Genomic DNA, 23,872 nt, shown 5'->3' with positions numbered 1-23,872 from the left:
CTCCACAGCGGACTCCTCATCGAGGTCAGGTCAACGGGATCGGCGCGCGCAGTCGTGATAGACGTTGGCGCGCACAAGGATCGGGGTTCGGTCCAAGGCGTGATCGGCGAGCCGGTCGAAGCTGTGCCCCGCCCGCGCGCACAGGATCTCCCTGCGCTGCACGGTGGTGATCCGCAGGTCCGACTCGAGCGCGGGCACCACCGCGAGCAGCACCGCGATGTGCTCGCCGGGGGTGGTGGCATGGTCGCTGCCGTCGATAAGGCCCGCATCCGGCCTGCGCGGATCGGAGATCTCCACGATCTCGTCGAACAGCGACAACCACTTCGTCGTATCCGAGGTCGACAGCAGGTCGGCGAGTTCGTCCACGATGGCGGCGCCGCCGTGCAGCAGCCGGGTGTAGTGCAGCCTGCCTGCGCGATCCTCCGAACTCACCGTGTCGAGCAGCATGCCGAACACGCGGTCCCAGCCGGGCGGCGTGTCGTCCGTTCGCCCGGCGAGATCGCGAAGTCCCATGCGCCGCGTGAAGGCGGGCAGCACCCCGTCGTCGGTGGGCGCGCTCCACAGCGTCGGCGATCGGAACAGCGGCGAACGGTCCCCGATCCCGGATGGCACCAGGGTGAGCAGCCGGAGCGCGTCGCCCTTGGTGCGCGCCGCGGACACCGTGACGAGCGCGTCGAGGATGCCCTCGTCGAGTTGCTTGCGCGGGTGCAGGTCCCTGGCGAAGAGCCCAAGCAGGTGACGTTGGACGGTGGTGCCGGGTCCCGCGTGATTGTCGCGCAGCAATGCTTCCAGGTCGTCGGACCGCTGCCGCGCCTGCTTGATCCGGTTCAGCACATAGCCCGTCGCGGCGGGGTGGCCGTCGGTCAGCCGATACACCTGGGCGCCGATGCGATCCGCCTCGATCGCGGTGACGTCCTTGGCGAGGGTCTTGACCTCGAATTCCGACAGATCGTTCAGCGGCAATCGTGCCCACGCCTCGTTTGCGGCGGGATCGGCGCGCTGCCGAGACGTCCATGTCGCGGCGGCAGGAACCTGCCCGTCGAGTTCCTCCGCCAGGACGCCGGAACTGGTGGTGATCAACGTCAGCGGATCGGTCAGCGAGGATCCGGCGGCGGCCAATGCCTTGCGCGAGCGCAGCAGCGCACTGGTGAACGCGACCGCGGCCGGGGCGTCACCGTCATCGAGCAGCACGACGACATTCGAGGGCCGTCCCGCGACCCGCGCCGCGCTGTTGCGCAGATCCGCGAGGAAGGCGCTGATCAACAGGTCGTCCACGCCGCGCCGGATGTCCGGATCCTCGACGGCCGCCTTGATGGCGAGTTCGATGAGCACGGTCTCGGCGTCGGCCCGCAGCCCGAGATCCTGGTGTCCGTACCACGAGACCGCCGAACCCCAGGTGATCTTGGTGATCAGCCTGCCGCGGGTGAGCCTGCCGACCACGAGATTCGACAGGTGCTGGCTCAGCGTCGGCGCGATCACCGCGGCGCCGGGCAGCTTGATGTTGGCGGCCTGTGCGCCGACCAGCCCGACCAGATCCCCGATGAAGCCGACGAGCGCCGCCCGGTCCCGGTACCGATTCAGCACCGTGCGCAACCGCTCCCGATGCTCGGTCGCGGGAACCTCCGTGAAGTTCTCGTTGATCGCGAGCTGCGCCACCAGGGTGCGCGGAAACGCGATAGGAAAGCCGGGCAGATCCATGCTCAGGCCGAGCATGGCCGCGGCGAGCACCGGGCGGGCCGGATTGTATTGGTCGTAGGGACGTTCCAGCGGCCGGACCAGCACGGTCGGCGTCCGTCGCTGCCACCGGTCCAGCACCTGTTCGAGCACGGTGGTGCGTCCCGCGCCGCCGTATCCTTCCAGCGCCAGCACGGGATTCCCGGCCGTCTCGGTATTCCCCCTCGGAACCCGCACCAGGGTGTCGATCAGTTCGAGCAGCTCGGCGCGCCCCACGATCACCAAGCCTCACCTCCCTCAGGCTCGGGCGCGACTCTAGCAGCGCGACGCCGATCCCGCTGTGAGACAACTCGATCCGTGACGCCGGCCCGCGCGCGTCGTCCGCGGCGGGAGCGCGGGTTCGGTGCGGACGCGCTACATCGGGCCCTCGCCGCGATGACACGACACCGGCTCCTCGCCGCGATGGCGCGACACTCTGCCTTCCCCACGGTGCCGCCACACCAAGCCTTCCCCACCGTGCCGCCACACCGGAATATTGCTGACCACTGCGCCCGTCACGCCGCCGCGCGCAGCCCGAGTGAGCCTCCGGCGCTCTCCCGGACTTTCGCCGCGGTGGCGCCATATCGGATCTCCGCAGCGATGACGCGGCGCCGGACCGGCGATGCGACAGACCTTCGACAGCACACGCGCCAGCCGCCGCCCACGAATGCGAGCCACCGGTTCCTTCGTCTCGATTCCCTACCGATCGCCCCAGCTCACGATGGCCGCGCGAAGCCGAGACCGCAGGCGCAAACGCGAGTTGTCCGCGAGCCCGCCGCGCCCGAGGCTGAAGACATGGAATACCTGCGATACGCCGAGTTCCTGCCCGCCGACTACCGGCGCGAACCACTGATCGAACCGGTCGCCACTTGGTGGCCGTGGCGGGGCCGGCGCGTGCACGTCGCCAGGGCGGCGCGCCCCGAGGCGACCGTGCGGATGCTGGTCGTCCACGGCGCGGGTGGGCACGCCGGACTCGTGTGGCCGTTCGCGGCGCTCGCCGCGGCCGAGAGCGTCGACGCGATGGCCATCGACCTTCCGCTCTACGGCGACACCGTCGAACCCGCGCCGAGCTCGGTGCGCTATTCCGACTGGGTGCTGCTGCTCACCGAATTCGTGCGCGCCGAACGGGAATCCGATGGACGGCCGCTGATCGTGTTCGGCGCCAGCATCGGCGGGATGCTGGCCTACGAAATCGCCGCGCGCACCGGGGCCGTCGCCCACGTGATCGCGACCTGTCTGCTCGATCCGGCCGACCCCGCGGCCCGGCGCGCGGCGGCGCGCTGGTCGTGGACCGGCGGCTTCGCGCCCCGGCTGCTCGGTTCGCTTCCGCCGCGGGCTCGACGACTGCGGGTGCCGATCCGGTGGTTGGCGGATATGCGGAACATGAGTCTCGATCCCGCACTGTCCGCCCTGTGCGGCAGCGATCCCCGAGGCGGCGGTGTGCACGTGCCGCTGGGATTCCTCGCCGACTTCATGAACTACCGGCACACGCCCCCGGAGGAGTTCACCTCGACTCCGGTCACGCTGGTGCACCCCGCCTCGGACCGGTGGACGCCACCGGCGCTGAGCCTGCGGTTCCTGGCCCGCATCTCCGCACCGACAAGAACCGTCCTCTTGGAGAACTGCGGCCATTTCCCGATCGAAGAACCCGGCCTGAGCCAGTTGGCCACCGCGCTGCGCGGCGTCCTCGCCGACACTGCGAACGTCACGCCGCCGGATCGGCGGTGATTCGAGAGACCAACGCCAGCAACAGCTCGGTGTCCAGCCGATGCGGGATCAGCACGCGGTGTACCTGAACGTCGACGGCATGCACGACGGTACGCGCGAGGTACACCGGATCGTCGCCGCCACGACCGCACCGCACGAGCTGACCGGCGATCTCCTCCACCAGCCGGTCCTCGAACGCCCGCAGCGCGGCCAGCTCCCCCGCCGACCGCGGCGCCACCCGATGCAGCAATGCGTGCAGGGCGGGCCGATCCCGGTGCAGATCCACGACGACGTCCAGAATCGCCCGCATCGTCTCGTCGAAACCGGGCTCGGTGGAGCGCACCTCGGCGAACACCGCCTCCAGTCGCGTCACGCCTTCGGCCACATGTCGTTCCGCCAGCGCGTGCAACAGCGCGTGCTTGTTCGGAAAGTATTGGTAGAGCGACCCGATCGACACTCCCGCGCGCTCGGCGATCCGATTCGTCGTCGTCGCCAGCCCTTCGCGCCCGAACATCTGCGCGGCCGCCTCGAGCAGCGTGTCCACGGTCTCCCTGGACCGCCGCTGCCGCGGCGCCTTACGCGGTGAGTCGGTCATCGCCCTTCACACTAATCCACGCGCACACCACAGCGACGACCTCCGACCTCGCAGAGGTTTCGTACGCCTCGCACTGGCCGCAACCTCTGTGCGGCGTGCGAACAGCCTGCGAGGTCAGCCGACAACCGCGAGGTATTCGGCGTAGAAAAGCATGAGACCGAGGGCGGCGGCTATGCCGGCGAGGAGCCAGAAGCGGATGATCACCGTGGTTTCGGCCCAGTTGCTGAGTTCGAAATGGTGGTGGAACGGCGCCATTTTGAAGAAGCGGCGGCGAGTGGTTCGGAAGACGACGATCTGCAACAGCACCGAGAGGATCTCCGCGCAGAACAGTGCGCCGACCACCGCCATCAGCACCTCGGTCCGGGTGGTGATCGAGAGTCCGGCCAGCAGGCCGCCCAGCGCCAGCGAACCGGTGTCGCCCATGAAGATCTTCGCCGGTGCGGCGTTCCACCAGAGGAATCCGATGCACGCGCCGACCCCGGAGGCGCACACCATCGCCAGATCGAGCGGGTCACGCACCTCGTAGCAGCCGACGGCGGGCGCCGTCGAGCACGCGTTGGTGTACTGCCAGAACGTGACGATCACGTAGGCGCCGAGCGCGAAGCTCATCGATCCGGCCGCCAGCCCGTCGAGGCCGTCGGTGATGTTCACGGCATTGGACCAGGCCACCACGAGGAAACAGACCACGAGCAGAAAGGCGATGAGCCCCAACGACACCGCGTTGATATCCCGGACATAGGACAGGTGCCGACTTGCGGGCGTCAGCCCGGTGCTGTCGGGAAAGCGCAACGCCAGCACGCCGAAGAGCACGGCGGCGGAGAGCTGTCCGACGTACTTGCCGGTGGCGGTCAAGCCGAGATTGCGCTGTTTGCGCAGCTTGATGGAATCGTCGAGGAACCCGACGATGCCCAGCGCCGTCGCCAAGCCGAGGACGAGCAGCGCGGAAGCCGACAGACCGTCCACGCCGTCGTCCCCGACGAGCAGGTGCGCGCCGAGGTACCCGGCCCACAGACCGGCGAGGATGGCGATGCCGCCCATCGTCGGGGTGCCGCGCTTGGCCTGGTGGCTGGCCGGTCCGTCGACCCGGATTTCCTGACCGAAATTCCTGGTGGCGAAGGCCTGGATCAGGAAAGGCGTGACCATGATCGAGACCGCCAGCGCGATCATCGCCGAGAACAGTATTTGTTTCATGGGCCCCCGTACCGCCGCTGAGCTTCCGCCCGTTCCACACCAAAACCCGTACGTCTCGGTCAGATGCTAACCAAAGCACGCCTCGCACGCCCGAATCGGGCAATACCCGCTATCGGTCGACCCATTGCGCACGACTCGATCTGCGGGGCTCCGCGGACCGGTCCGATGTTCAGCTCCACAACGGATTCCGTCATACTCTGAGATTGCAAGGGGCACAGGTTGATACAGGGGAGGACGCGCGATGCGCAGTCTGGAAGACCGGTTCGGCGACGCCATCGATGAGCTCGAGAACACGAACGACCAGCCGACATTGGAAAGGATCGAGCAACTACACCGCCTGGTCGACGATCTCGATTACGAGCTCCAGACCACCACGAGCCTCGGAGCTCGCCGCTACGAGCTGACCAAGCGCAGCAGGCACTCCCACGCTCTCCTCGCCGACGCCCGAAGCCGCGCCGAGAACGCTTTCGCGATCACCGACGAATGGGAGATCCAAGAAACCGTCGACCGACGCTACTGACTCGTCCGGAGCGCGTCCGCCGTGTGAGTTTCGCGGAGACGCATCGACATTCGACCGTTCGCACTCGGCGGGAACTCGCTTACGCGTCCGGTTGCGGACGGACGGTCAGGATCTGTTGCGCCTGCCCGACGGGACCACGGACGTCGTGCAGCACCGTGCTGGTCAGGCCTTGACCCACGTGACCGAAGGTGACGGTGGTGTCGAGTCCCGTCCACGGCCCCTCGGGCTGCCGGTACAGGTGGATGGTCAGATCGAGGTTGGGGAACATCCATTTGGCGGGCTCCTGCCTGACCGCGATGCCGTTGGCGGTGTCGACCAGGGCCACGAAGGACGCGAGAGCGCTGGCCTGCTCGCCGGAAACGAGATCGAGGGGCGAGGACAACCACGCGGTGGTCCGGCCGGGCTGCGGGATGCCGACCGGCCTGGTGTCCAGTGACGCGACGTAGCCGCCGGGCCACACGGAGGTCAACGGCCAGGACGACAGCGTCTCCGGTGCGGCGAGCGCCTCTGGTTCGCCGCCTGCGACGATGCCGGTGTCCTGGGTCGTCATGAACCACGCGCGGGCCGCGACGGTGGCGCGACCGTCGATGACGACGGTGGCCTCGACGAGTTCGATGGTGCGGCCCGCCCGGATCGTCTCGACGTGGATGTCGAACCGCTGGAATGCGATGCGGCCGAGGACGTCGAAGCCGATGCGGCCCATCAGTAGATCGGGCCTGCCTTCGCGCGCCCGCGTTCGTCCGATTTCGTGGACGATGAGCCCGCCCAGCGGGCTGAAGTGCTGTTCGTCGGCGGCCCACGCGCCGCCCGCGTGGCGCGTGGGGACGAAGGAGTGGGCATCGACCCGCTCGAAATAGGACTCGGGTTCGGCCGTTCCGGTCAAGGGAAAACACCTCTCTGTGTGCTGCGGCCCCGGTTCACGGAACCGGACATCAGAATTCAACCTACGGGTCGAATTTCATTTCTACTAGTCGAGTGGCAATCTTTGTGGTTGACTTCACGGTGTCCGGCCCGCGCGGGCGGGCCGCTGCCGAACGAGAGGAGCCATGGTGTCGAGATTCGACGACTACGAGCAGTTGACGTTCACGCGGCGCGAGAACGGGGTCCTGCTGGTCACGCTGAATCGGCCGGAGAAATACAACGCCGCCGACGAGACGATGCACACCGAGCTCACGCGGGTGTGGAACGACATCTCTGACGACCCCGAGGTGCGCGTCGCCGTCGTCACCGGGGCGGGCAAGGCCTTCTGCGCGGGCGGTGATCTGGGCATGGTCGAACGGATGGCGGGCGACTACGACCGGGTCTCGCACATGCTGCGGGAGATGAGCGACCTGGTCTACAACATCGTCAACTGCGACAAGCCGATCGTGTCGGCGATCAACGGCGTCGCGGTCGGCGCGGGCACGGTCGCGGCGCTGCTCGCCGATGTCGCCATCGCCGCCGAGGACGCCCGTATCGGTGACGGGCATGTCCAGCTCGGCGTCGCGGCGGGCGATCATGCCGCCATCATCTGGCCACTGCTGGCGGGCATGGCGAAGGCTCGCTACTACCTGCTCACCGGCGAGATGCTCACCGGCGCCGAGGCCGAGCGCCTCGGAATGGTCGCCAAGGCGGTGCCGCGCGATCGAGTCCTCGACGAGGCGCTGCGGGTCGCCGACGTCCTGGCGACCGGATCACAGCAGGCGATCCGGCTCACCAAGCGCAGTCTCAACAACTGGTTGCGCACCGCGGGACCGATTTTCGATCAGTCCGCCGCCTACGAAATGCTGACGTTCCTCGGACCGGACGTCGTCGAGGGCGTCGCCGCGCTGCGGCAGAAGCGCGCGCCGAAGTTCCCCTCCGCGATGCCGAGTTGACTATCGAATATTCGGCCAGGTCGAAGAATGAACGCAAGGGTTCGCTTCCCCACTCGGCGGTGGATCGACCGACGATCCGGCCGGATATGATCGGGCGGTGACATCGACCGTGGGAGAGGACACCGGCGCGTCCACCGGGCGCGCGGCACGGCGTCGCGACCGCCGCAAGGCGGAGATGATCGCGGCGGCGCTCCAGATCCTCTCCAGCAACGGCTATCAGGGATTGCGCTTCGAGGATGTCGCCGAGCGCACCGACATCGCGAAAGCGACTCTCTACCACTATTTCCCGAGCAAGGACGCGCTCGTCTCGGCGGCGCTGGAAAAGCTCACCACCGATGTACTGACCCGGCTCGGCGAAGTCCTCGACACCGTCGCGGAGCAGTCGCCGACCGAGCAGTTGCGCGCGCTCGTAGCCGCGCAGCTGCACGTGCTGACCGTGCTGTATCCGGAGGTCGGCGCGCTCTTCTCCTTCCCAGCACCGTGGCCAGCCGAGCACGGCGACGCGATCAAGACGATGCGCCGCCGCCACGACCGGATCTTCCGCAGGGTCGTCGACGAAGGCGTCGACTCCGGCGAATTCGACTGCCCCGACCCGTCGGTGGCGCTGCACTGCCTGCACGGCATCCTCAACCACGCCTCCATCTGGCTGCGCCCGGACGCCGATCCCGACGGCCGCACTCGCGACGCCGTCGTCGACGAAGCCATCCGCCTGTTCGCGCGAGCCTGACCGGCTCCCGCGCCGTTTCGCTGCGCGCTCGCGGCTTTCGCTGCGGCGGCGCGCAATAGCTTCTCACGCCTTCGCGACGTCCTCCTTCTCGCGCTTTCGCAACGCCCTCTTCTCACGCCTTCGCGACGCGCTCCTTCTCGCGCCTTCGCGACGGTCTCTTTCTCGACGCTTGCCTCCGTGCACGTTCCGCGGCCATCCGCCGCTCTTCCCATGACCGTGCGCGACGACAGAGGCCCCGCGCGGGAAGCGCCGAGCCCGCCCTTCTGGTCACCGCCTGACGCCGAACCGCCGTTCGATCCCCACGCTCAATCAACCCATCGGGGCATTTCTCGACCCAAGGGTTGAAAAATAGATCGCTAGGTCGGTAACGTGTCGAACGAGACGAGACCGGCGAGAGGAAGAGCATGGATCTCAACGACAAGGTCACGGTGGTCACCGGGGCGGCATCCGGCATCGGCCGCGCCATCGCCCTCCGCATGGCCGAAGCGGGCGCGGTGGTCGCGGCGGTCGATCGCGACAGCGCGAGACTCGCCGCCACGACCGAAGCGACCGCGGGCCGTGCCACCGCTCACCGCGCCGATCTGTCCGATCCGCAAGCCATTCGCGCCGTGCGCGACGACATCGTGGCCGCGCACGGCGCTCCGGACGTGCTCGTCAACGCGGCCGGGTTCGACCGGGTCGAGCCGTTCATGGACAACGACGACGACCTGTGGAGATCGCTGGTCGCCGTGAACTTCCTCGGACCCGTGCGGCTCACGCACGCCTTCCTGGAAACGATCCTCGCCGGGCGACGAACGGCGAAGATCGTCAACATCGCCAGCGACGCGGGACGGGTCGGCAGCCTCGGTGAGACCGTGTACGCGGGCACCAAGGGCGGCCTCATCGCATTCACCAAATCGCTCGCCAGGGAAATGGCCCGGCACCGGATCAACGTCAACTGCGTCTGCCCTGGCCCCACCGACACGCCGCTGTTCGCCACTCTTCCCGAGAAGGTCCGGGGCGGGCTGATCCGCGCGATACCGTTCCGCCGACTCGCCACGCCCGAGGAGATCGCCGACGCGGTGCTGTTCTTCGCGAGCGACTACTCCGCGTTCGTCACCGGCCAGGTGCTCAGCGTCAGCGGCGGCTTGACCATGGCCGACTGAATTCCCCCGCGTCCCTTCCCCATACCGACACGAATCAGAAGCGAGGTAGCACCGGTGTCCGAAATTCTGCACGACCGAGTGAGCTGGACGGTGACCGACCGGATCGCCCGAATCACCCTGATCCGCGGCGCGGGCAACGCCCTCGACATGGCCGCGGCCAAGGGCCTCCGCGAGGCGGCCGATCGGGTGACGCACGGCGCGGTCGACGGGTCCGTCCGCGTCGCGGTGATCGCCGCCGAGGGACCGACCTTCTGCGTCGGCGGCGACCTGCGGGAATTCGCCACCGCCCCCGACCGCGGACCCCATGTCGCCGCCGTCGCCGCCGAACTGCACCAGGCGATCCTGACTTTCACCCGAGCCCCGATTCCGGTTGTCAGCGTCGTGCACGGAACCGTGGCGGGCGGCGGCATCGGGCTCGCCCTCGCCGCCGACATCGTCCTGATGGCCGACGACGCTGCCATGCGCCTGGCCTACACCGCCGTCGGCCTCACTCCGGACTGCGGCTCGACATGGGCGCTCGCCCACCGCCTCGGCCCCGCCCGCGCGCTGGACCTGGCGCTCACCAACCGCACCCTCACCGGAACCGAAGCCGCGGCATGGGGATTGATCAGCCGCGCGGTACCGGCCGCCGAGCTCGCCGACGTCGCCGCACAGGTCGTGGCCGTCCTGCGGTCGGGATCGCCCATCGCCTTCGCGGAGACGAAACGACTCGTCACCGCGGCCGCCGGTCGCGACCTTCCGGCGCAGCTCGACGACGAGGCGGCCACCATCGCACAGGTGATCGACAGGCCCGACGGCCTCGCGGGCATCCAAGCCTTCCTCGACAAGCGCACACCGTCGTTCGGGTGATCGGGTACTGAATCAGACCCGAGCGGCGACCGCTCAGTCCCCGGCGGAATCTGTGACGGCGCGGACGACCGATTCGAGGGCGTCCGCGGTCTGATCGAGCGCGTCGGTGCTGCGCTGGGCCCGGCACATCGCGACGGTTCCCTCCAGCGCGGCGACGATCAGGGTGGCGGTCTGCTGGGCGGCGCTCTCGGTCGCGCCGTGCGCGCGCAGCGAATCCGACAGCAACCCGGTCCACCGATCGAAGGCCTCGGCGGCCGCGCGGCGGGGTGCGTCGTCCTCGTCGGGCTGGTCCTCCACCGAGACCGCAACGACCGGGCACCCGGCCCGGAAGTCGCTGTCCAGCACAACCTTTCGCCACATATCCACGAATGCCCGCAGGCCGGCGACCGGCCCCGCGGGCAGTTCCTTGGCCAGTTTGCGCGCGGTGAGGGCATCGGCGAAGCGGACCGCCTCGGCGGCCAGCTGCGCCTTGCCGCCGGGGAAATAGTGATAGGTCGAGCCGAGCGGGGCGCCGGAGTGCTTGGCGAGCTCCCGCACGCTGGTCGCGTTCAGGCCACGCCGCCGAAGCATGTCGGCCGCACCCGCCACCATCCGATCCCGCGCCTCCGACTGCGCCATCACACACCTCTCTTGCCCATAACGACTGTCATAGCGTACCGTCCCCGCTTATAACAGTCGTCATAACGGAGGTGTTGTCATGCCGATGATCCAGCTCACCCTGCCCAGCGGCGTCCTGTCCGCCGAGGCCCGCAGCGGGTTGCCGAAGACCCTCGCCGCCACGCTGCTGCACTGGGAAGGCGCGCCCGACACGGCGTTCTTCCGTGCGCAGGCCTGGTGCCGGATCGACGAGACGCCCGAGGGCGCGTTCGTCAACGCGGAGGACGACTTGCCGCGCTTCCGGGTGGACGTCACCGTGCCCGAAGGCGCGTTGTCCGATCGCCGCAAACAGGGCCTGATCGAGCAGGTGACCGCGGAGGTGCTCGCCGCCGCCGGACTCGACCAGAGCGCGGCATTGCGGGTGTGGGTGCTCATCCACGAGCAGCCCGAAGGCACCTGGGGCGCAGCGGGAAACATCGTGCGCTTCGCCGAACTGAAGGCCATGGCGCAGGGGCAGCGCGGCTGATGCGGGAGCTGCAATTCATCCGTGCTCACCACCTCGAATGGCGGGAACGGCCCGACCCGGTACTGCAAGGGCCGCGGGACGCGATCGTTCGCCCGTTCGTCGCGGGCCGCTGCGACGGGGACACCATGCCCATCCACCGGCACGTCTCCCGCGCCATGCAGCTCGGCATTCGCGTCGGCATGGTCGACCCGGTGGTCGCGACCATCTGCGGACCGGTCCCGTTCCAGGGACCGTTCGGCATCGGCCACGAATGCATCGCCGAGGTACTCGAGGTCGGCCCGGACGTCACCGGCCTCACGCGCGGCGAGTTCGTCGTCGTGCCGTGGGCCGTGTCGTGCGGCGACTGCCTCGAATGCCGCCGCGGACTCACCGCCAAGTGCGCCACCACCCGCACCAGCACCCTCGCCGCGTTCGGATTCGGACCGGCGAGCGGCCCGTGGGGCGGTATGGTCGCCGACCGCTTACGCATCCCCTACGCCGACCACATGCTCGTGCGCCTGCCCGACGGCCTCGACCCGCTGCGGGTGGCCGCCGCCAGCGACAATCTCGCCGACGCGTGGCGCTGCGTCGTCCCGGCCCTGGCCGCACGGCCGGGAGGCTCGGTGCTCATCCTCGGCGGCGCGGCGCAGAGCATCGGGCTCTACGCCGCCGGACTGGCCGTCGCGCACGGCGCCGAGGTCGTCGACTACGTCGACCACCGCCCCGAGCGCCTGTCGATCGCCGAAAAGCTCGGCGCCCGGGCACATCCGGTCGCCAAGGGCAAACTCCGCCGAGCGGACCTGCCCGCGCGCCGCTACGACATCGTCGTGGAAGGCACCTCCACCGGCGCCGGTGTCGACCTCGCGCTACGCGCCCTGCAGCCCGGCGGAATCTGCGCACCGGTCGGCTACTACCTGCCGCCCGGGACGAAGGTGCCGCTGATGCACATGTACGCGAACGACGCGACGCTCAGAATCGGTATCTCGCACGTACGTCCGGTCCTGCCCGACCTGCTCGACTTCGTCGCCCGCACGGACTTCGCCGCCGAGGAGGTCACCACCCTGCTCGCCGACTGGGAAGACGCGCCCGAGGCGTATCGAGCGCACACCACCAAACTCGTGCTGCACAGGCCACCGCTCGGCGCCTGACCTTCTCGGCTTCCCGGCTCTCGGCGATGTGCGCGCCGAGAGCCGGGATGCTCCCGCACGTATTCGCCCTCCGCTGGCGGCATCGACGACGTATCCTCTGAATGCTCGGAACACATTGTGCCACTACACCTTTCATGATCAAGTCGGTTCCGCGTGCGCGCTGCGGCGCGGACCCGGCGGTACGAAACCAGCCGTGGAGTTCTCATGCATCCCGCCCCCACCCCCATTCAGAATCTGATCGTTCTCGGCGACAGCCTGTCCGACATCGGCATCAAGCGGACAGCGCCGGCCGGCCGGTTCGCCCGCGCCGCAGGACTGATGCGCACCAACGAGATCGGCCGCTACAGCGACGGCAGGAACTGGACCGACTTTCTAGTCGAATGGATGGGCGGAACGTCGCTCATCGGCGCGGACAAGGACGAGACCGAATCGCTGACCAAGGTCCATCGCACCCTGACCGCCGTGCAGTCGAACGTCCTCGGCAGCAATGCGGGGAACCTCACGCCGGTGCGGTACGCCAACTACGCCGAAGGCGGCGCCGTCGCGGCCTCCGACTGGAGCCCAGCCGGCCTCGGCTACCTGAAAACGCAAGTGGACGCGTACATCAAGGCGCGCCGCGCACTGTTGGCAGGCGACACCCAGGCGGTGCTGGACGGCACGGCGCACGATCAGTACACCGGCCACACCCTGCACATCCTCTGGATCGGCCTCAACGACCTCATCACCGCCGAACGCCCCTGCCCCGAGAACCCGAAGAAGGCGAAGGCGGGGACCGGAATCGAACCGATGGTGGACGAGATTCGTCGTCTGGTGAACCGCATCCCCAGCTCGTTTCCGACCAATCCCGCCCACGAGCACTTCGTCCTCATCGATCTACCCAGTCCGCTCGTCTCCGTGCGCTATCAGGACAAGGTCGCCGACAAAGGTGCGGACGCGGCGGCCGAGGTGGTGCGCAATGTCGCCGAATTCAATGCCGCCCTGCGCAATCTGGCCACGCGCTGGCCGCCGCCCGGCGAGAACGAAGGGCCCGGTGCGAATCCGGCCAACATCTCGTTCGTACCCATGTCCGACTGGATGGATTTCGTCTCCCAGCACGCGGAGAACTTCGACCTGACCCCGATCGCCCAGGAGCATGGGCCGGTCGTCTACCAGGGCAGGCAAGACATATTGGTGCCGAAGCTCCGCCGCGCCCTCACCACCAGCGATCTCGCCCATCCCACGGAGGCGGTGTATCAGCTCATCGCCCGCAGGATCGTCGATGTCGTGCTGAACGGGTACACGTTGGGCAGATTGAATCCTGCTTCCTGGCAGAATATTCGGCCGTTCCGCACGATCGGGTGAGAGCCGTCGCGTAGCCGGATCGCCTGCGACGCCGCGCATCCCGGCGTCGCAGGCGTCCCGCGGAGGGGGAGGAGTCATGAATGTCCTGGGCAATGCGATTTCCGCGGCCGGTGTCCTGGCAGGCGTCCTGATCGGTGGATGGCTGACGCTGCGCAACCAGAAGCACATGGTGGGGACGGGATTACGAGCGCCACTGGCTCGACATTCGGCTGACGACCTACAACGACTTCGTGGTCGCCTACCGCCAGTTCGTCGCCTACGCTCTCAGCGAGACCGTGAAGGTCGTAGCGATTCCGCATCCACGAATTCCAGGGGAGATGACTCCGCTTTTCGACGAACGCGGCTTGCGCCACAAGGTCCGGCTCGACTCAGCGTGGATGGCGACGAGACTGGTCTGCACGTCCGTCGAGGTCTCCGACGCTTGCCTGGAGGTGGTCACGATCGCCCGGCAGATCGCCGCGGCCCGCGCCGACTGCGCAGCCGTCGAAGTACCACCCGAATTGCTGAATCGCCTCTGGAGTACGCAGTACAAGGTCTTGTCCGCTCTGCGGGAGGAGCTGGGGCTGGACACCATGCCCCCACTGGCGGGCCGGGAGTGATCACGGGGCGAGCCCCTTCCGGCCGACCGCCGCAACGGCTGTCGGCCGAAAGTCGCACCGTTCCGCCTCCGCGGTTCGGCCGGACCACGTGACGATAATGGTGTACGTGACGAACGAGGATGCGGTGAGCGGCGGCGACCCCGCAGACCTGGGCGACATCCAGCGTCAGCACTGGCAGTCGACCTATCGAGCCAACCCCGAAATGTACGGCGACGAACCCTCGGCACCCGCGATACAGGCCGCGCAGATCTTCGGCGCGGCCGACGTGCGCGCGATTCTCGAACTGGGCGCAGGCCACGGGCGGGACGCCCTGCATTTCGCCCGTGTTGGATTCAGCGTGCACGCAACCGATTTCAGCGACGTCGGACTCCACCAGTTGCGCGAGCGCGCCGACAGCGAAGCCGTCGAGGGGCTGACCACCGGGATCATCGACGTCCGTGCGCCACTGCCACTCCCCGACGCGTCGTTCGACGCGGTGTATGCCCACATGCTGCTGTGCATGGCACTGTCGAGCGAGGAGATCGTCGCCCTCGTCCGCGAGATTCACCGTGTGCTACGTCCGCGGGGTACCTTCTTCTACACGGTGCGCCACACCGGCGACCCGCACTACGGCGCCGGCATCGATCACGGTGACGACATCTTCGAACACGGCGGGTTCGCGGTGCACTTCTTTTCACGCGCTTTCGTCGACGAACTCGCCGAAGGCTGGGACCTGCGGCAGATCGATGAGTTCGAAGAAGGAGCCTTGCCGCGGAGGTTGTGGAGCGTGGTTCAGACCCGACGCTGAGCCTTTTCGCCACCGAGGCCAGCTCGATCACCGATGCGCCCGACCGGACGTCTTACACCACAGGATGCTCGTCCGGCCGGGTCGGCGACGCGCCGAACGCCAGGTCGCTCCCCCGGCTCGCGATGGTGATATTGCCGCCGACACTCGCCTGATTGATCAGGACGTCGGCGGTAGTGTTCGGCGCCTCGTCGGCCCGGGTGAGGAAGGCTGCCAGCACGCGCCCGACCGGGTACAGGTGCGGGATGGTCAGAAGCAGAAGCACCAACCGCACCAGGGCGCTGATGGATTCACCCAGCTCGTAGAAGGGCAAGGTGGGCACCAGAACACTGAGCAGGACATACGTCAGCAATGGGCGAACGTGGGATACGTCTTCGCGATCAGCGGTCCTACCCTTCGGATTCAGTTCGACATCGCCCTCGTCGTTGTGGCCGAAGAGCTGCGGCGCCGACGCCGTCGGACCCGCGACGAGGAAACCGAAGCTCACCGACTGGCGACGCTCCAGATGCGCCACAACCCAACGCTGATCACCGACCGTCTGACCGGCGAGCGGCGCCTCTTCGATCCCGTACTCCAGCGGCGGATCACCGAGTACGTAAGCCTCCAGAATCTGGCAGCGCGCGGGATAGCTGAACCTCAGGTACTCGTCTTTCACGACCAGATGGCCGGTGTTCTCGACCCGGCACGTGACCTCGTAGACCTGGCCTTCCACCGGCAAGCCGCCGAACTGTACGGATACCTTCTGCGCCAGCTTCTGCGGGACGTCGGCCATCGTCGAACCGACGTTCATGCTGTAGGTCAGGCGCTTGACCTTCTTGCGATCGCGAAGCTGATCCGCGACTTCCTTGAGTACGAATCCGACGATCACAGCCACCACGGCGATGATGGCGCGCCACCAATTGTCGCTCAGGACAACCTCATCGGCTGCGATTACCACTGTGTCTCCCCGGTGCAGATGTTCCCGATCGATGTGGTGACGACTCAGGTGTACATCATTGCCAGTCGGAGCGCCGTTCGAGCACGTTTCCGAATTCGAATTGCCCCCTGCCGCAAACCTCCTGGCAGCGTTGCCTGGTTCGACCGGTCCACCGCCGCCACCCGACGGTCCCGCGACGGTGCTCGTGATGACGTAGTCACGGACGTGGCCGGTAGGGTTCCCACAGGAACGGCGAGAGGGGAGTCGACATATGAGCTATCCATATGGGCCGCATCGGTGTGCTGTGGTCGATCGGCGGCTTGCTACTGATGTCTCGCAAATCCGCGGGCCGCATCATGCTCATCTTGCTGGCCTGCATCGGCGGCGTCAGCAGCCTGTACTCCGGCATTGCCAGTCTCGATTCCCAAGTGCCCGCGGCCGCGATCGGCAGTTTCATCGGTCTGGGGGTGGCGGCCCTCGTCCTCGGACTCACGATGGCCAGTTCCACCACCCGCTGGCTGGCGACAGCACCTGGACGTCTCAGACCGTACGGTCCGCGCGCTCCATATGGCCAACCCCCGTACGGTCAACCGGGTCCACCGCCGGTGTACCCCGGCCCGCCCCACGGTCAGCCGCAATACCCGCCGCATTACTGATCTCGCCGTAGCGGGTCGAAAGTGCCGGTAATTCGGTGGCCTGCCGCACCGATGCCGCCGGTAATTGCCTGAAATCACCACACCCGTTTTCGGCCGGACGCTGGCCGCGCAATGTCAACGGATCACGCGGGCACGTCCAGCGAGGGGCAGGCGGCCTTGTATTCGATTGTCGGCGATACCCACTCGTCCCATTCGGCTCGGCTCATGTTGGTGGTGAGCCTGTTGCACAGTTCGTCGCGCCATCTGCTTGGGCCGGGCCAAAGCCTCCACCCGTCGTCTCCGCGGGACACGATATGGTTGCCGTCAGCGGTGAACTCCAAACTGGTTACCAGACCCGTGTGGCCGAACATTGGGCTGCCGACGGGCCGGCCGGTCTTGGCTTCGCGCAGCTGTATTGCTGATGTACGCCTGCCTGCCGAAACGACGTAGGTGCCGTCGGGGCTGAACGCGACGCGACTTTCATTTCCACTGCCTGCGATGTCGATCCACGGTTCGCCGACCGGCCGCCCGGTGGCCACATCGTGCAGGCGCAGCTCTCCAGTCGTACGGACCAGGATGCGTTGGCCGTCCGGGCTGATCGCGGCGGCGGAGATCGGCAGTTCGTCTTCGCCTTCCATTAGGTCCACCAAGCGGCCGCCGCGTCCGGTAACGGGTGGGCCGGCAGGCGCGCCGGTGTCGGTGTCCCATACCCGGACAGCGGACGATGTCAATTCGTATGAGCTGGCGAAGATATTGCCTGTCTCCATTATCGTGCTGTCGTCGCCGGAGGCGGTATGCACTGGCGCCACGGTGATCAGCCGGTGCCCGTCGGCGCTGAATCCCACGGCGGCCACGAAGTCTTCTTCGCCGTGCAGCGCTCTGCCGTGGGGTGGGCTCGTTGCGACATCCCAGAGCCAGGGATCGAAGCCAATGGAAGCGATGTGCTGCCCGTCCGGGCTGAAGAACAGACCTGGGATGGTGTCGGTGGGGCCGGTGAGGGGCGGGCCATATGGCTCACCGGTCTGCGCATCCCAGATCCGGACCGTATTGACCTTACCGTCGGCGGACGCGATCGCCCGCCCATCCGGTCTCCATGCCAGGGCGGAGACAGGTCCGACGTGGCCGGTCGAAATCGTTCGGATGAGCGCGCGGGTGTCAATCCGCCACAACGCGATGTCGGATTCGTTGTCCGCGTCACGTGTCGCGGCGATGCGCCCGTCGGGACTGACCACCGCGGGCACGGACCGGACAAAGGCGAGGCCTGGCAATCTCTTTCCGATGGGTTGATCGGGCTCGGCTGCCCACACGTGGATCGCATTGCCGCCGCCGCTGATGATCCGCGTGCCATCGCCGCTGTAGACCACCTTCACGGCGTCGGTGTCACCGCTCAATGGTGGCCCGACCGCCGCCCCGGTGTCGGCGTCGCGCACGACGATTTTGCCATCGGAGGTCCCGATGGCGACGCGTCGCCCGTCGGGGCTGAACGCCAAGTCGCGTCCCGCATAGCCGAATTCGGTCAGCCCGTCGACGACCGGCCTGCCCGTGGCCGCGTCGGTGATGCGCAGCTGCGACGCGTCCACAGGTGTGCCGGTGCCCTTGGCTGAGGGCTCCGAATCCGCCGGGTTGCCCGCGACCAAAGAGCTCATCGAGGCGACGCGCCGGCCGTCGGGGCTGAAGTCCACAAAGACGACCGGGCCCTTGTGCGAAGGCAGCGGCGGGTCCGCCGGCTGGTGGCTGTCGACATGCCACAGTCGGACCACACCGTCTGCCCCGCCCGTGGCCAGCTGGGATCCGTCCGGGCTGAAGGCGACCGCAGATACCCAGCCGTCGTGTCCGCGGATCGGCTCGCCCATCCGCTCGCCGGTCGCCACGTTCCACAGCCGGGCTGTGCCATCACGGTTCCCCGTGGCGAGCAGGGCACCATCGCGGCTGAAGGCCACACTCAAGGCGTCGTCGAGTCGACCGGTTAGCACGTGCACGGCTGCACCGGTATTCGCGTCCCAAATGCGCACGGTCTTGTCCTCCCCGGCCGAAACGATCCAGCGCCCGTCCCTGCTGTACTGGGCGGCCCAAACCTTCCCCGTGTGCCCGGCCGGCGGATCTCCGACCGGCTTGCCGGATTCGAGGTCCCACCTGCGGATGAGGCCGTCATCCCCGGCCGAAAGGATTTGTCGGCCATCGGGACTGATCGCGATACTGGTGACGTCCGACGGTGTCGCAATGATCTTCTCCAAACGTCGGGCATCGATCAGCGTGTTCAGCAGGGCATCCGGGTCTGATCGGGGAGCCAGCGCCTCGGCGGCGAGCATCTGCTGGATCGCGCGCCGATCGCCGCCGAGCCGGGTTCCATCGAGCATCGCCCGCGACTCCACGACGAGCTTGGCCGCGATCGCCCGCTGGGCTTCCTGGCGGGCACCCTGCTCGGCGTCCCTCGCTTGTTCGAAGCTGATGCCGGCAACGACCGCGACGAGGACGATCACGGCCAGCAGCGCCGCCAGCACTTGCGAGCGGCGCCGCAGCGAGCGCGCGTGCGCTTCCGCCGCCGACTTCGCGTCTTCCAGCTTGCGATTCGCGCGCCGCCGCGAGTTGAGCAGGAACTCACCGGCGGAGTTGAGGCGCGCCCCGAATCCTGGACGCGCACTGAGCGTTTCGGCCCCATCCAAGCGCGCGCCGTCGAGCAGCCAGTCGTCGTGGCGGCCGCTTCGCACCCACGCGACGACGGCCCGCTCGACCGCGTCGGCGTCGCGGAGGTCCGACGCTTCGGTCCGTAACCAGTTCGCCAGCTCCTCCCACTGATGCAGCAGACTCTCCAACGCCACTTCGACGACGACCTGGCCGTCACGCTCGCCCTTGACCATGAGCCGCCGACCGACGAAAGCGTTCAGCAGCGCATGACTGTCCTCCGGTAGATCGGCCCAGCGCGCGATACGGCGCATCGGTTGATCGGTGTCCGAATTCACCGTCGCCAGCCAGGGAACGAAGGCATCGTGCAACCGGTCCAGCTGCTCGCGGCGCTCCGATGGATCCGCCGACAGCAGGTTGTCGATTTCGTTCTGCACTACTCGCCGCATGCCGCCGGTCGCCTCGTAGCGGTCGACGGTGACGGCATCACCGCTGCCGGCGTAGTCCTCGTAGAGCCGCGACAGGATCAACGCCAACAGCGGCAACGTGTCGGCGCCGCCGGAGGATTCCTGGGCTAGCCGGTCGACGAGCTCCGGGGAAAGCGTGAAGCTGGATCCCGACTCGGCAGCACGCCGGGCGGGCCCACAAATGATCTCGGTGAACTGAGCCTGCGGCATCGCTTTCAACCGGTCGAACAGGTGACTCTGGACGGTCGACAGCTGCGGTGCGGTCTGCAGCGGCTCGTATTGATCCGAGCGAATCGTGGCGACCACGATCATGTCCAAATCGGAGTCGCTCAGCAGTCGGCCGAGCAGCGCCAGAAACGTCGGCCCCTCTTCTCCCGCGTCGACTCCGAACAACTCCTCGGCCTGGTCGACCGGGAGTACGAGTGTCGGGGACCGTTCCGACGCCGGCATTTCGAGCAATCGGTCGTGCGCGGCCGCAACGGCTTCGACCAGCCACCCCCGCACCCTTTCCGAATCCGATATCGCGTTCTTGACGTCGCCGAAGCTCGGCGCCTGCAGACCGACGTCGACTCGCAGGCGGTGAATCGCGCGAGCCAGACCGGTGTCGCCGGTCAGTGCGCGACGTTCCGGGCGCACCACGCCCAATGTCAGGAAACGTCGGTCGTCGCGTCGCATACGGGGCAACAGTCCCGCCCGCAGAAAGGATGATTTCCCGACCCCGGACGGGCCCAGGATGACAAACATCTGTTCCTGACCGGCGCCGCGCATATCACGAAGTTCATCGAGAGCATGCGCGATCTGCGCGTCACGTCCGAAATAGACCGCCGCATCGACTGACTCCAGCGGCTGCCAACCCCGGTACGGTGAGCGGTCCGCATCCCCCGGCGGCGGCCAGGCGAAGCTGAATGCACCGACTCCGACATCTCTCAGCCCGGCCAGCAGCCGACGCAGGCCGTCACTGGCCAACCGCACCGGCGGTTCCTCGTCGACCGGTATCTCTGTCCACGGACCCGCCCCGAAGAGGTCACAGCTTTGCCAGGCGCGGGTCACATCCCTTTCGTCGAGTTCCTCGAGTCGGGCGCAGAAGACGGGTTTGCCCATGCCTTCGGCCTGACGGAACTCGGCGTGGCATTCCTTCGACGCCACCCAACCTTTCGACACCAGGCAGATCACCGCCTCGCAGCGCGCGTTCACCTGCCACAGCGCTTCCGTCCAGCGCCTCCCCGTACGGATACCGGTTTCGGGATCCAGATCGAGATAAATCTCGCCGGCCAACCCCGGCTCGGCTTGCTCGAGCCAACGCTTCAACGCGATCGCATGGCGATTGTCCCGGCTCGAATGACTTAGAAAGACGCGCGACATCTGGTCACACAACGTTCAGACCCGATGAGCCCACGAGCCACTATCGTCAACCCCGCGGTCGCATCTGGCTTCCGACACACCGTCGGTGTGGCCATATTGCCTCCTTGCGGAACGAAGGAACCTGGTGCCGGGCAGTAACTTCCATTTTGGGCCGACACACCACTCGATGAACGAGTAGTCCCATACTCGTTTCTGCGAGCGGCCATCCGGGCTGGCACTTCTACCTGGTAGATATGGCGCTGCCCAGCAGCAACGTGCGCTGAGGCGCACTGCTCGTAGGATGACCTGACCGCATCCGCGACCGGCCGCTGCTCTCAACTTCGTCGGTCGACCCGATACGGCGTCCCTGGGCGTGCAGCTCGAGGCGCATCGCCACACGCCTTGTCGTCGGGGGTAGGCGGCGAACGCCGCCGCGCATACCCTTACCGCTTGGAAGAGCGCTGTTCTAGATCGAAACTCTCGTGAAAAACAAAAACCTGCTGGTCAGCGGGGGTTTGTGGGGCGGGCGGGGCTCGAACCCGCGACCAATGGATTATGAGTCCACGGCTCTAACCGACTGAGCTACCGCCCCGCATGCGCGGTGGAACCGCGACTGTCAGGGATGCTACCGGGCGTGGCGGGGCGGGCACCAGTTGACTCCCCGGCGGCTGGGCAGGTAGACGCTCACACGCGGGGTTTCGTGCGGCGTTCCGCTGCCGGCGTCCACTAGTGTGGGCCGAAACCGAAACTTACTGGAGGGTCAGATATGGCCAGTGTGTTCGCGAATGTGCTGCGGGTTCATCAGTGGGTGTACGAGAACAGCGGTGGGCTGGTCGGCCACAAGCTGCTGTTCGGCAATCCGACCCTGCTGTTGCGGACGGTGGGGCGGAAGTCCGGTCAGGAACGGATCTCGGCGTTGACCTACGGGCGGGACGGCGAGGCGTACTTGGTGACCGCATCGAACGGCGGCTCGCCGCGCCCGCCGGGGTGGCTGGCGAATGTGAAGGCGACGCCCGAGTGTGAGATTCAAGTCGGGCGGCGCCGGGTGAAAGTGGTTGCACAAGCGACGTATCCGGATGATGCGGACTACGCACGACGGTGGGCGATCGTCGACAAAGTGAACAAGGGCCGCTACAGCGCCTATCAAAAGATGACCAAACGGCCCATCGCAGTGGTGGTTTTGACGCAGACCAAGTGAACCGTCAGTCGCCGCCGTCTCCCCACTGACCCTTGTCCACCGGCACGCGGTCGTCCCATCGGCTCTCCATTGTCGGTGGGCGACTTGCGAATTGGACAACGGCGAAAACGAGGAAGAGGACGACGGCGACAACACCGATAACGATCAGAGTTTGCACGGCAGGCACATTAGCGCTGTCTCAGACCGATCGCACACAATGCCGGACAAGTCACAATGTGAGCAGCGTTCGTCCGAGAGATTTCCTGGATTCGATTGCGGCATGGGCACTGTCGGCGTCTTCGAGGGAGAAGGTCTGACCGATCACGACCTCGATGTCACCGGCGACGACGGCCGCCTGGATGCGGCGCGAGAGCGCGTTCCAGTCGATGTCGGCGCCGGTGAGGTCGAACAGGCCGAGCACGGCGATATCGCGCGCGGCCAGCGCGTCGCGGTCCAGTGCGGCGAAATCGCCTGCCGCGGCGCCATATCCGAGGAATCGGCCGTGATCGGCGATGGTCTCGGCGGCCGCCGCGCCGAGCTCACCGCCCGCGCCGTCGAGCACGATGTTCACCCCGGCTCCGTCGGTCGCGGCGCGCGCCTTGGCGGTCCAGTCCGGTTCGGAATAGTCGACGGCGGCGTGCGCGCCCAGCCGCTCGGCGAGCTCGAGTTTGGCGTGCCCGCGGGCCGCCGCGACGACGTATGCGCCTGCGGCGCGGGCCAATTGGATGAGCAGCGTGCCGAGGCCGCCGCCCGCCGCGGTGACGAGGACCCACTCCCCCGGCTGGATGGCGGCGCGGTCGAACACGGCGAGCGCGGTCCGGCCGTCGTGGGTGAGCGCGACGGCCTGCGTCAGCGAAAGCCCTTCCGGCACTTCGATGAGAGTCTCCGCCTTGGCGAGCGCCTTCTCGGCATAGCCGCCGATGGGCTGTCCGCCGCCGATTCCGCTCGCGGCGGTGCTGGTGGCGACGCGCTTGCCGAGCCACGACGGATCGACGTCCGCGCCCACCTCCACGACCACGCCGGAGATCGCCCCGCCCGGCACGTAAGGGGTTTCGATCTCGAAGTACTCGCTTCCCCAACCCGAGCGCAGCCGGGTGTCGAGGAACATCACGTCGGCCGCCGCGACTCGGACGACCACCTGCCCGGAACCTGGGGTGGGATCGGGTACTTCGCGCACCGCGAGTACCTCCGGTCCACCGAATTCCCTTGCCTGCACAGCTCGCATCACTGACCTCCTGATCACATCTGGTCGAACAGCGCCAAGCATGAAACCTGAAGTCCAGTCGAGGTCAAGAGCCGGGGAGTCAGATCACTCGCGCGGCCGGTAGTGCATGACGCGTGGTTCAGGAGCCGCCGCCGCAACTGCTGCCACCGCCGCAGCTGCTGCTACTCCCTCCGCCGCAGCTGCTGCTTCCCCCACCACAGCTGCTGCTTCCC

21 protein-coding genes and 1 tRNA gene are annotated in these 23,872 nt (G+C 67.5%); 13 read left to right on the top strand and 9 right to left on the bottom strand.

The features are described from left to right. Window positions 1-30: 30 nt before the first annotated feature. Entirely contained in the window at window positions 31-1,959 is a 1,929-nt protein-coding gene (locus AC3ERS_RS02650; RefSeq protein ID WP_431963052.1) for a hypothetical protein, read from the bottom strand. A 549-nt stretch (window positions 1,960-2,508) separates the two neighbouring features. On the opposite strand from AC3ERS_RS02650, the gene AC3ERS_RS02645 reads away from it, so the two are divergent. Then, window positions 2,509-3,441 (top strand): alpha/beta hydrolase, encoded by a 933-nt coding sequence (locus AC3ERS_RS02645; protein WP_431963050.1) that lies wholly within the window; start codon window positions 2,509-2,511, stop codon window positions 3,439-3,441. Here the strand turns inward: AC3ERS_RS02645 and AC3ERS_RS02640 are convergent. Then, window positions 3,419-4,015 carry a TetR/AcrR family transcriptional regulator gene (locus tag AC3ERS_RS02640; protein WP_431963048.1) on the bottom strand — a complete coding sequence of 199 codons (597 nt, stop codon included), beginning with the start codon at window positions 4,013-4,015 and terminating at the stop codon, window positions 3,419-3,421. The genes AC3ERS_RS02645 and AC3ERS_RS02640 overlap by 23 nt on opposite strands. Window positions 4,016-4,129: 114 nt before the next feature. Next, window positions 4,130-5,206: a phospho-N-acetylmuramoyl-pentapeptide-transferase gene (gene mraY, locus AC3ERS_RS02635; protein ID WP_431963046.1), complete on the bottom strand. Its 1,077-nt coding sequence runs from the start codon at window positions 5,204-5,206 to the stop codon at window positions 4,130-4,132. Between the two features lie 241 nt (window positions 5,207-5,447). Here mraY and AC3ERS_RS02630 point away from each other — a divergent pair, with 241 nt between their 5' ends. After that, window positions 5,448-5,726, top strand: coding sequence for a hypothetical protein (locus tag AC3ERS_RS02630; RefSeq protein ID WP_431963044.1), 279 nt, complete (start codon window positions 5,448-5,450; stop codon window positions 5,724-5,726). Between the two features lie 79 nt (window positions 5,727-5,805). On the opposite strand, the gene AC3ERS_RS02625 is transcribed toward AC3ERS_RS02630, so the two are convergent. Then, window positions 5,806-6,609 carry a thioesterase family protein gene (locus tag AC3ERS_RS02625; protein WP_431963042.1) on the bottom strand — a complete coding sequence of 268 codons (804 nt, stop codon included), beginning with the start codon at window positions 6,607-6,609 and terminating at the stop codon, window positions 5,806-5,808. Between the two features lie 163 nt (window positions 6,610-6,772). Here AC3ERS_RS02625 and AC3ERS_RS02620 point away from each other — a divergent pair, with 163 nt between their 5' ends. The 4 genes from AC3ERS_RS02620 to AC3ERS_RS02605 all read left to right on the top strand — a co-directional run bounded on the left by AC3ERS_RS02620 (window position 6,773) and on the right by AC3ERS_RS02605 (window position 10,303). Continuing rightward, complete coding sequence (locus AC3ERS_RS02620) at window positions 6,773-7,582, top strand: enoyl-CoA hydratase/isomerase family protein (RefSeq protein WP_431963040.1); 810 nt, start codon at window positions 6,773-6,775, stop codon at window positions 7,580-7,582. Window positions 7,583-7,679: 97 nt separating this feature from the next. Further along, entirely contained in the window at window positions 7,680-8,309 is a 630-nt protein-coding gene (locus AC3ERS_RS02615; RefSeq protein ID WP_431963038.1) for a TetR/AcrR family transcriptional regulator, read from the top strand. A gap of 404 nt (window positions 8,310-8,713) precedes the next feature. Next, window positions 8,714-9,454 (top strand): SDR family NAD(P)-dependent oxidoreductase, encoded by a 741-nt coding sequence (locus tag AC3ERS_RS02610; protein ID WP_431963036.1) that lies wholly within the window; start codon window positions 8,714-8,716, stop codon window positions 9,452-9,454. A 54-nt stretch (window positions 9,455-9,508) separates the two neighbouring features. Next, window positions 9,509-10,303: an enoyl-CoA hydratase/isomerase family protein gene (locus tag AC3ERS_RS02605; RefSeq protein WP_431963034.1), complete on the top strand. Its 795-nt coding sequence runs from the start codon at window positions 9,509-9,511 to the stop codon at window positions 10,301-10,303. Window positions 10,304-10,336: 33 nt separating this feature from the next. Here the strand turns inward: AC3ERS_RS02605 and AC3ERS_RS02600 are convergent, their stop codons facing one another. Beyond that, entirely contained in the window at window positions 10,337-10,921 is a 585-nt protein-coding gene (locus AC3ERS_RS02600) for a TetR/AcrR family transcriptional regulator (protein WP_431963032.1), read from the bottom strand. Between the two features lie 79 nt (window positions 10,922-11,000). Here AC3ERS_RS02600 and AC3ERS_RS02595 point away from each other — a divergent pair, with 79 nt between their 5' ends. From AC3ERS_RS02595 to AC3ERS_RS02575, 5 genes are all read left to right on the top strand, one after another. Further along, a complete protein-coding gene (locus AC3ERS_RS02595; RefSeq protein ID WP_431963030.1) occupies window positions 11,001-11,426 on the top strand; it encodes a tautomerase family protein in 426 nt (141 codons plus the stop codon). Beyond that, a complete protein-coding gene (locus AC3ERS_RS02590) occupies window positions 11,426-12,553 on the top strand; it encodes a zinc-dependent alcohol dehydrogenase (protein WP_431963028.1) in 1,128 nt (375 codons plus the stop codon). Before AC3ERS_RS02595 ends, AC3ERS_RS02590 begins: the two co-directional genes overlap by 1 nt. Window positions 12,554-12,757: 204 nt before the next feature. Beyond that, a complete protein-coding gene (locus AC3ERS_RS02585) occupies window positions 12,758-13,894 on the top strand; it encodes an SGNH/GDSL hydrolase family protein (protein ID WP_431963026.1) in 1,137 nt (378 codons plus the stop codon). Window positions 13,895-14,124: 230 nt separating this feature from the next. Further along, a complete protein-coding gene (locus tag AC3ERS_RS02580) occupies window positions 14,125-14,493 on the top strand; it encodes a hypothetical protein (RefSeq protein WP_431963024.1) in 369 nt (122 codons plus the stop codon). A gap of 106 nt (window positions 14,494-14,599) precedes the next feature. Further along, the gene (locus AC3ERS_RS02575; protein WP_431963022.1) at window positions 14,600-15,280 is read left to right on the top strand and encodes a class I SAM-dependent methyltransferase; all 681 of its coding nucleotides are present in this window, start codon (window positions 14,600-14,602) and stop codon (window positions 15,278-15,280) included. 52 nt (window positions 15,281-15,332) lie between these two features. On the opposite strand, the gene AC3ERS_RS02570 is transcribed toward AC3ERS_RS02575, so the two are convergent. Then, window positions 15,333-16,214, bottom strand: coding sequence for a hypothetical protein (locus tag AC3ERS_RS02570; protein ID WP_431963020.1), 882 nt, complete (start codon window positions 16,212-16,214; stop codon window positions 15,333-15,335). A gap of 263 nt (window positions 16,215-16,477) precedes the next feature. Between AC3ERS_RS02570 and AC3ERS_RS02565 the strand changes: the two genes are divergently transcribed. Beyond that, window positions 16,478-16,849 carry a hypothetical protein gene (locus tag AC3ERS_RS02565; RefSeq protein WP_431963018.1) on the top strand — a complete coding sequence of 124 codons (372 nt, stop codon included), beginning with the start codon at window positions 16,478-16,480 and terminating at the stop codon, window positions 16,847-16,849. A gap of 122 nt (window positions 16,850-16,971) precedes the next feature. Here the strand turns inward: AC3ERS_RS02565 and AC3ERS_RS02560 are convergent, their stop codons facing one another. Then, window positions 16,972-21,279, bottom strand: a complete 4,308-nt coding sequence (locus AC3ERS_RS02560; RefSeq protein ID WP_431963016.1) for an nSTAND1 domain-containing NTPase — start codon at window positions 21,277-21,279, stop codon at window positions 16,972-16,974. A 497-nt stretch (window positions 21,280-21,776) separates the two neighbouring features. Continuing rightward, a tRNA-Ile gene (locus tag AC3ERS_RS02555) sits at window positions 21,777-21,850 on the bottom strand. A gap of 174 nt (window positions 21,851-22,024) precedes the next feature. Between AC3ERS_RS02555 and AC3ERS_RS02550 the strand changes: the two genes are divergently transcribed. Further along, window positions 22,025-22,456: a nitroreductase/quinone reductase family protein gene (locus AC3ERS_RS02550; protein WP_431963014.1), complete on the top strand. Its 432-nt coding sequence runs from the start codon at window positions 22,025-22,027 to the stop codon at window positions 22,454-22,456. Between the two features lie 208 nt (window positions 22,457-22,664). Here AC3ERS_RS02550 and AC3ERS_RS02545 read toward each other — a convergent pair whose 3' ends face one another. Continuing rightward, the gene (locus AC3ERS_RS02545; protein WP_431963012.1) at window positions 22,665-23,660 is read right to left on the bottom strand and encodes a zinc-binding dehydrogenase; all 996 of its coding nucleotides are present in this window, start codon (window positions 23,658-23,660) and stop codon (window positions 22,665-22,667) included. Between the last annotated feature and the right edge of the window lie 212 nt (window positions 23,661-23,872).

It is taken from the genome of Nocardia sp. bgisy134, from assembly GCF_057708325.1.
This window is presented reverse-complemented; position numbering and strand designations above follow the sequence as displayed.

Coding starts and splice junctions, on each gene's coding strand:
- AC3ERS_RS02560 (WP_431963016.1), bottom strand. CDS start 21,279: ATGTCGCGCGTCTTTCTAAGTCATTCGAGCCGGGACAATCGCCATGCG.
- AC3ERS_RS02610 (WP_431963036.1), top strand. CDS start 8,714: ATGGATCTCAACGACAAGGTCACGGTGGTCACCGGGGCGGCATCCGGC.
- AC3ERS_RS02630 (WP_431963044.1), top strand. CDS start 5,448: ATGCGCAGTCTGGAAGACCGGTTCGGCGACGCCATCGATGAGCTCGAG.
- AC3ERS_RS02620 (WP_431963040.1), top strand. CDS start 6,773: ATGGTGTCGAGATTCGACGACTACGAGCAGTTGACGTTCACGCGGCGC.
- mraY (WP_431963046.1), bottom strand. CDS start 5,206: ATGAAACAAATACTGTTCTCGGCGATGATCGCGCTGGCGGTCTCGATC.
- AC3ERS_RS02590 (WP_431963028.1), top strand. CDS start 11,426: ATGCGGGAGCTGCAATTCATCCGTGCTCACCACCTCGAATGGCGGGAA.
- AC3ERS_RS02600 (WP_431963032.1), bottom strand. CDS start 10,921: ATGGCGCAGTCGGAGGCGCGGGATCGGATGGTGGCGGGTGCGGCCGAC.
- AC3ERS_RS02640 (WP_431963048.1), bottom strand. CDS start 4,015: ATGACCGACTCACCGCGTAAGGCGCCGCGGCAGCGGCGGTCCAGGGAG.
- AC3ERS_RS02595 (WP_431963030.1), top strand. CDS start 11,001: ATGCCGATGATCCAGCTCACCCTGCCCAGCGGCGTCCTGTCCGCCGAG.
- AC3ERS_RS02565 (WP_431963018.1), top strand. CDS start 16,478: ATGGGCCGCATCGGTGTGCTGTGGTCGATCGGCGGCTTGCTACTGATG.
- AC3ERS_RS02645 (WP_431963050.1), top strand. CDS start 2,509: ATGGAATACCTGCGATACGCCGAGTTCCTGCCCGCCGACTACCGGCGC.
- AC3ERS_RS02550 (WP_431963014.1), top strand. CDS start 22,025: ATGGCCAGTGTGTTCGCGAATGTGCTGCGGGTTCATCAGTGGGTGTAC.
- AC3ERS_RS02585 (WP_431963026.1), top strand. CDS start 12,758: ATGCATCCCGCCCCCACCCCCATTCAGAATCTGATCGTTCTCGGCGAC.
- AC3ERS_RS02545 (WP_431963012.1), bottom strand. CDS start 23,660: ATGCGAGCTGTGCAGGCAAGGGAATTCGGTGGACCGGAGGTACTCGCG.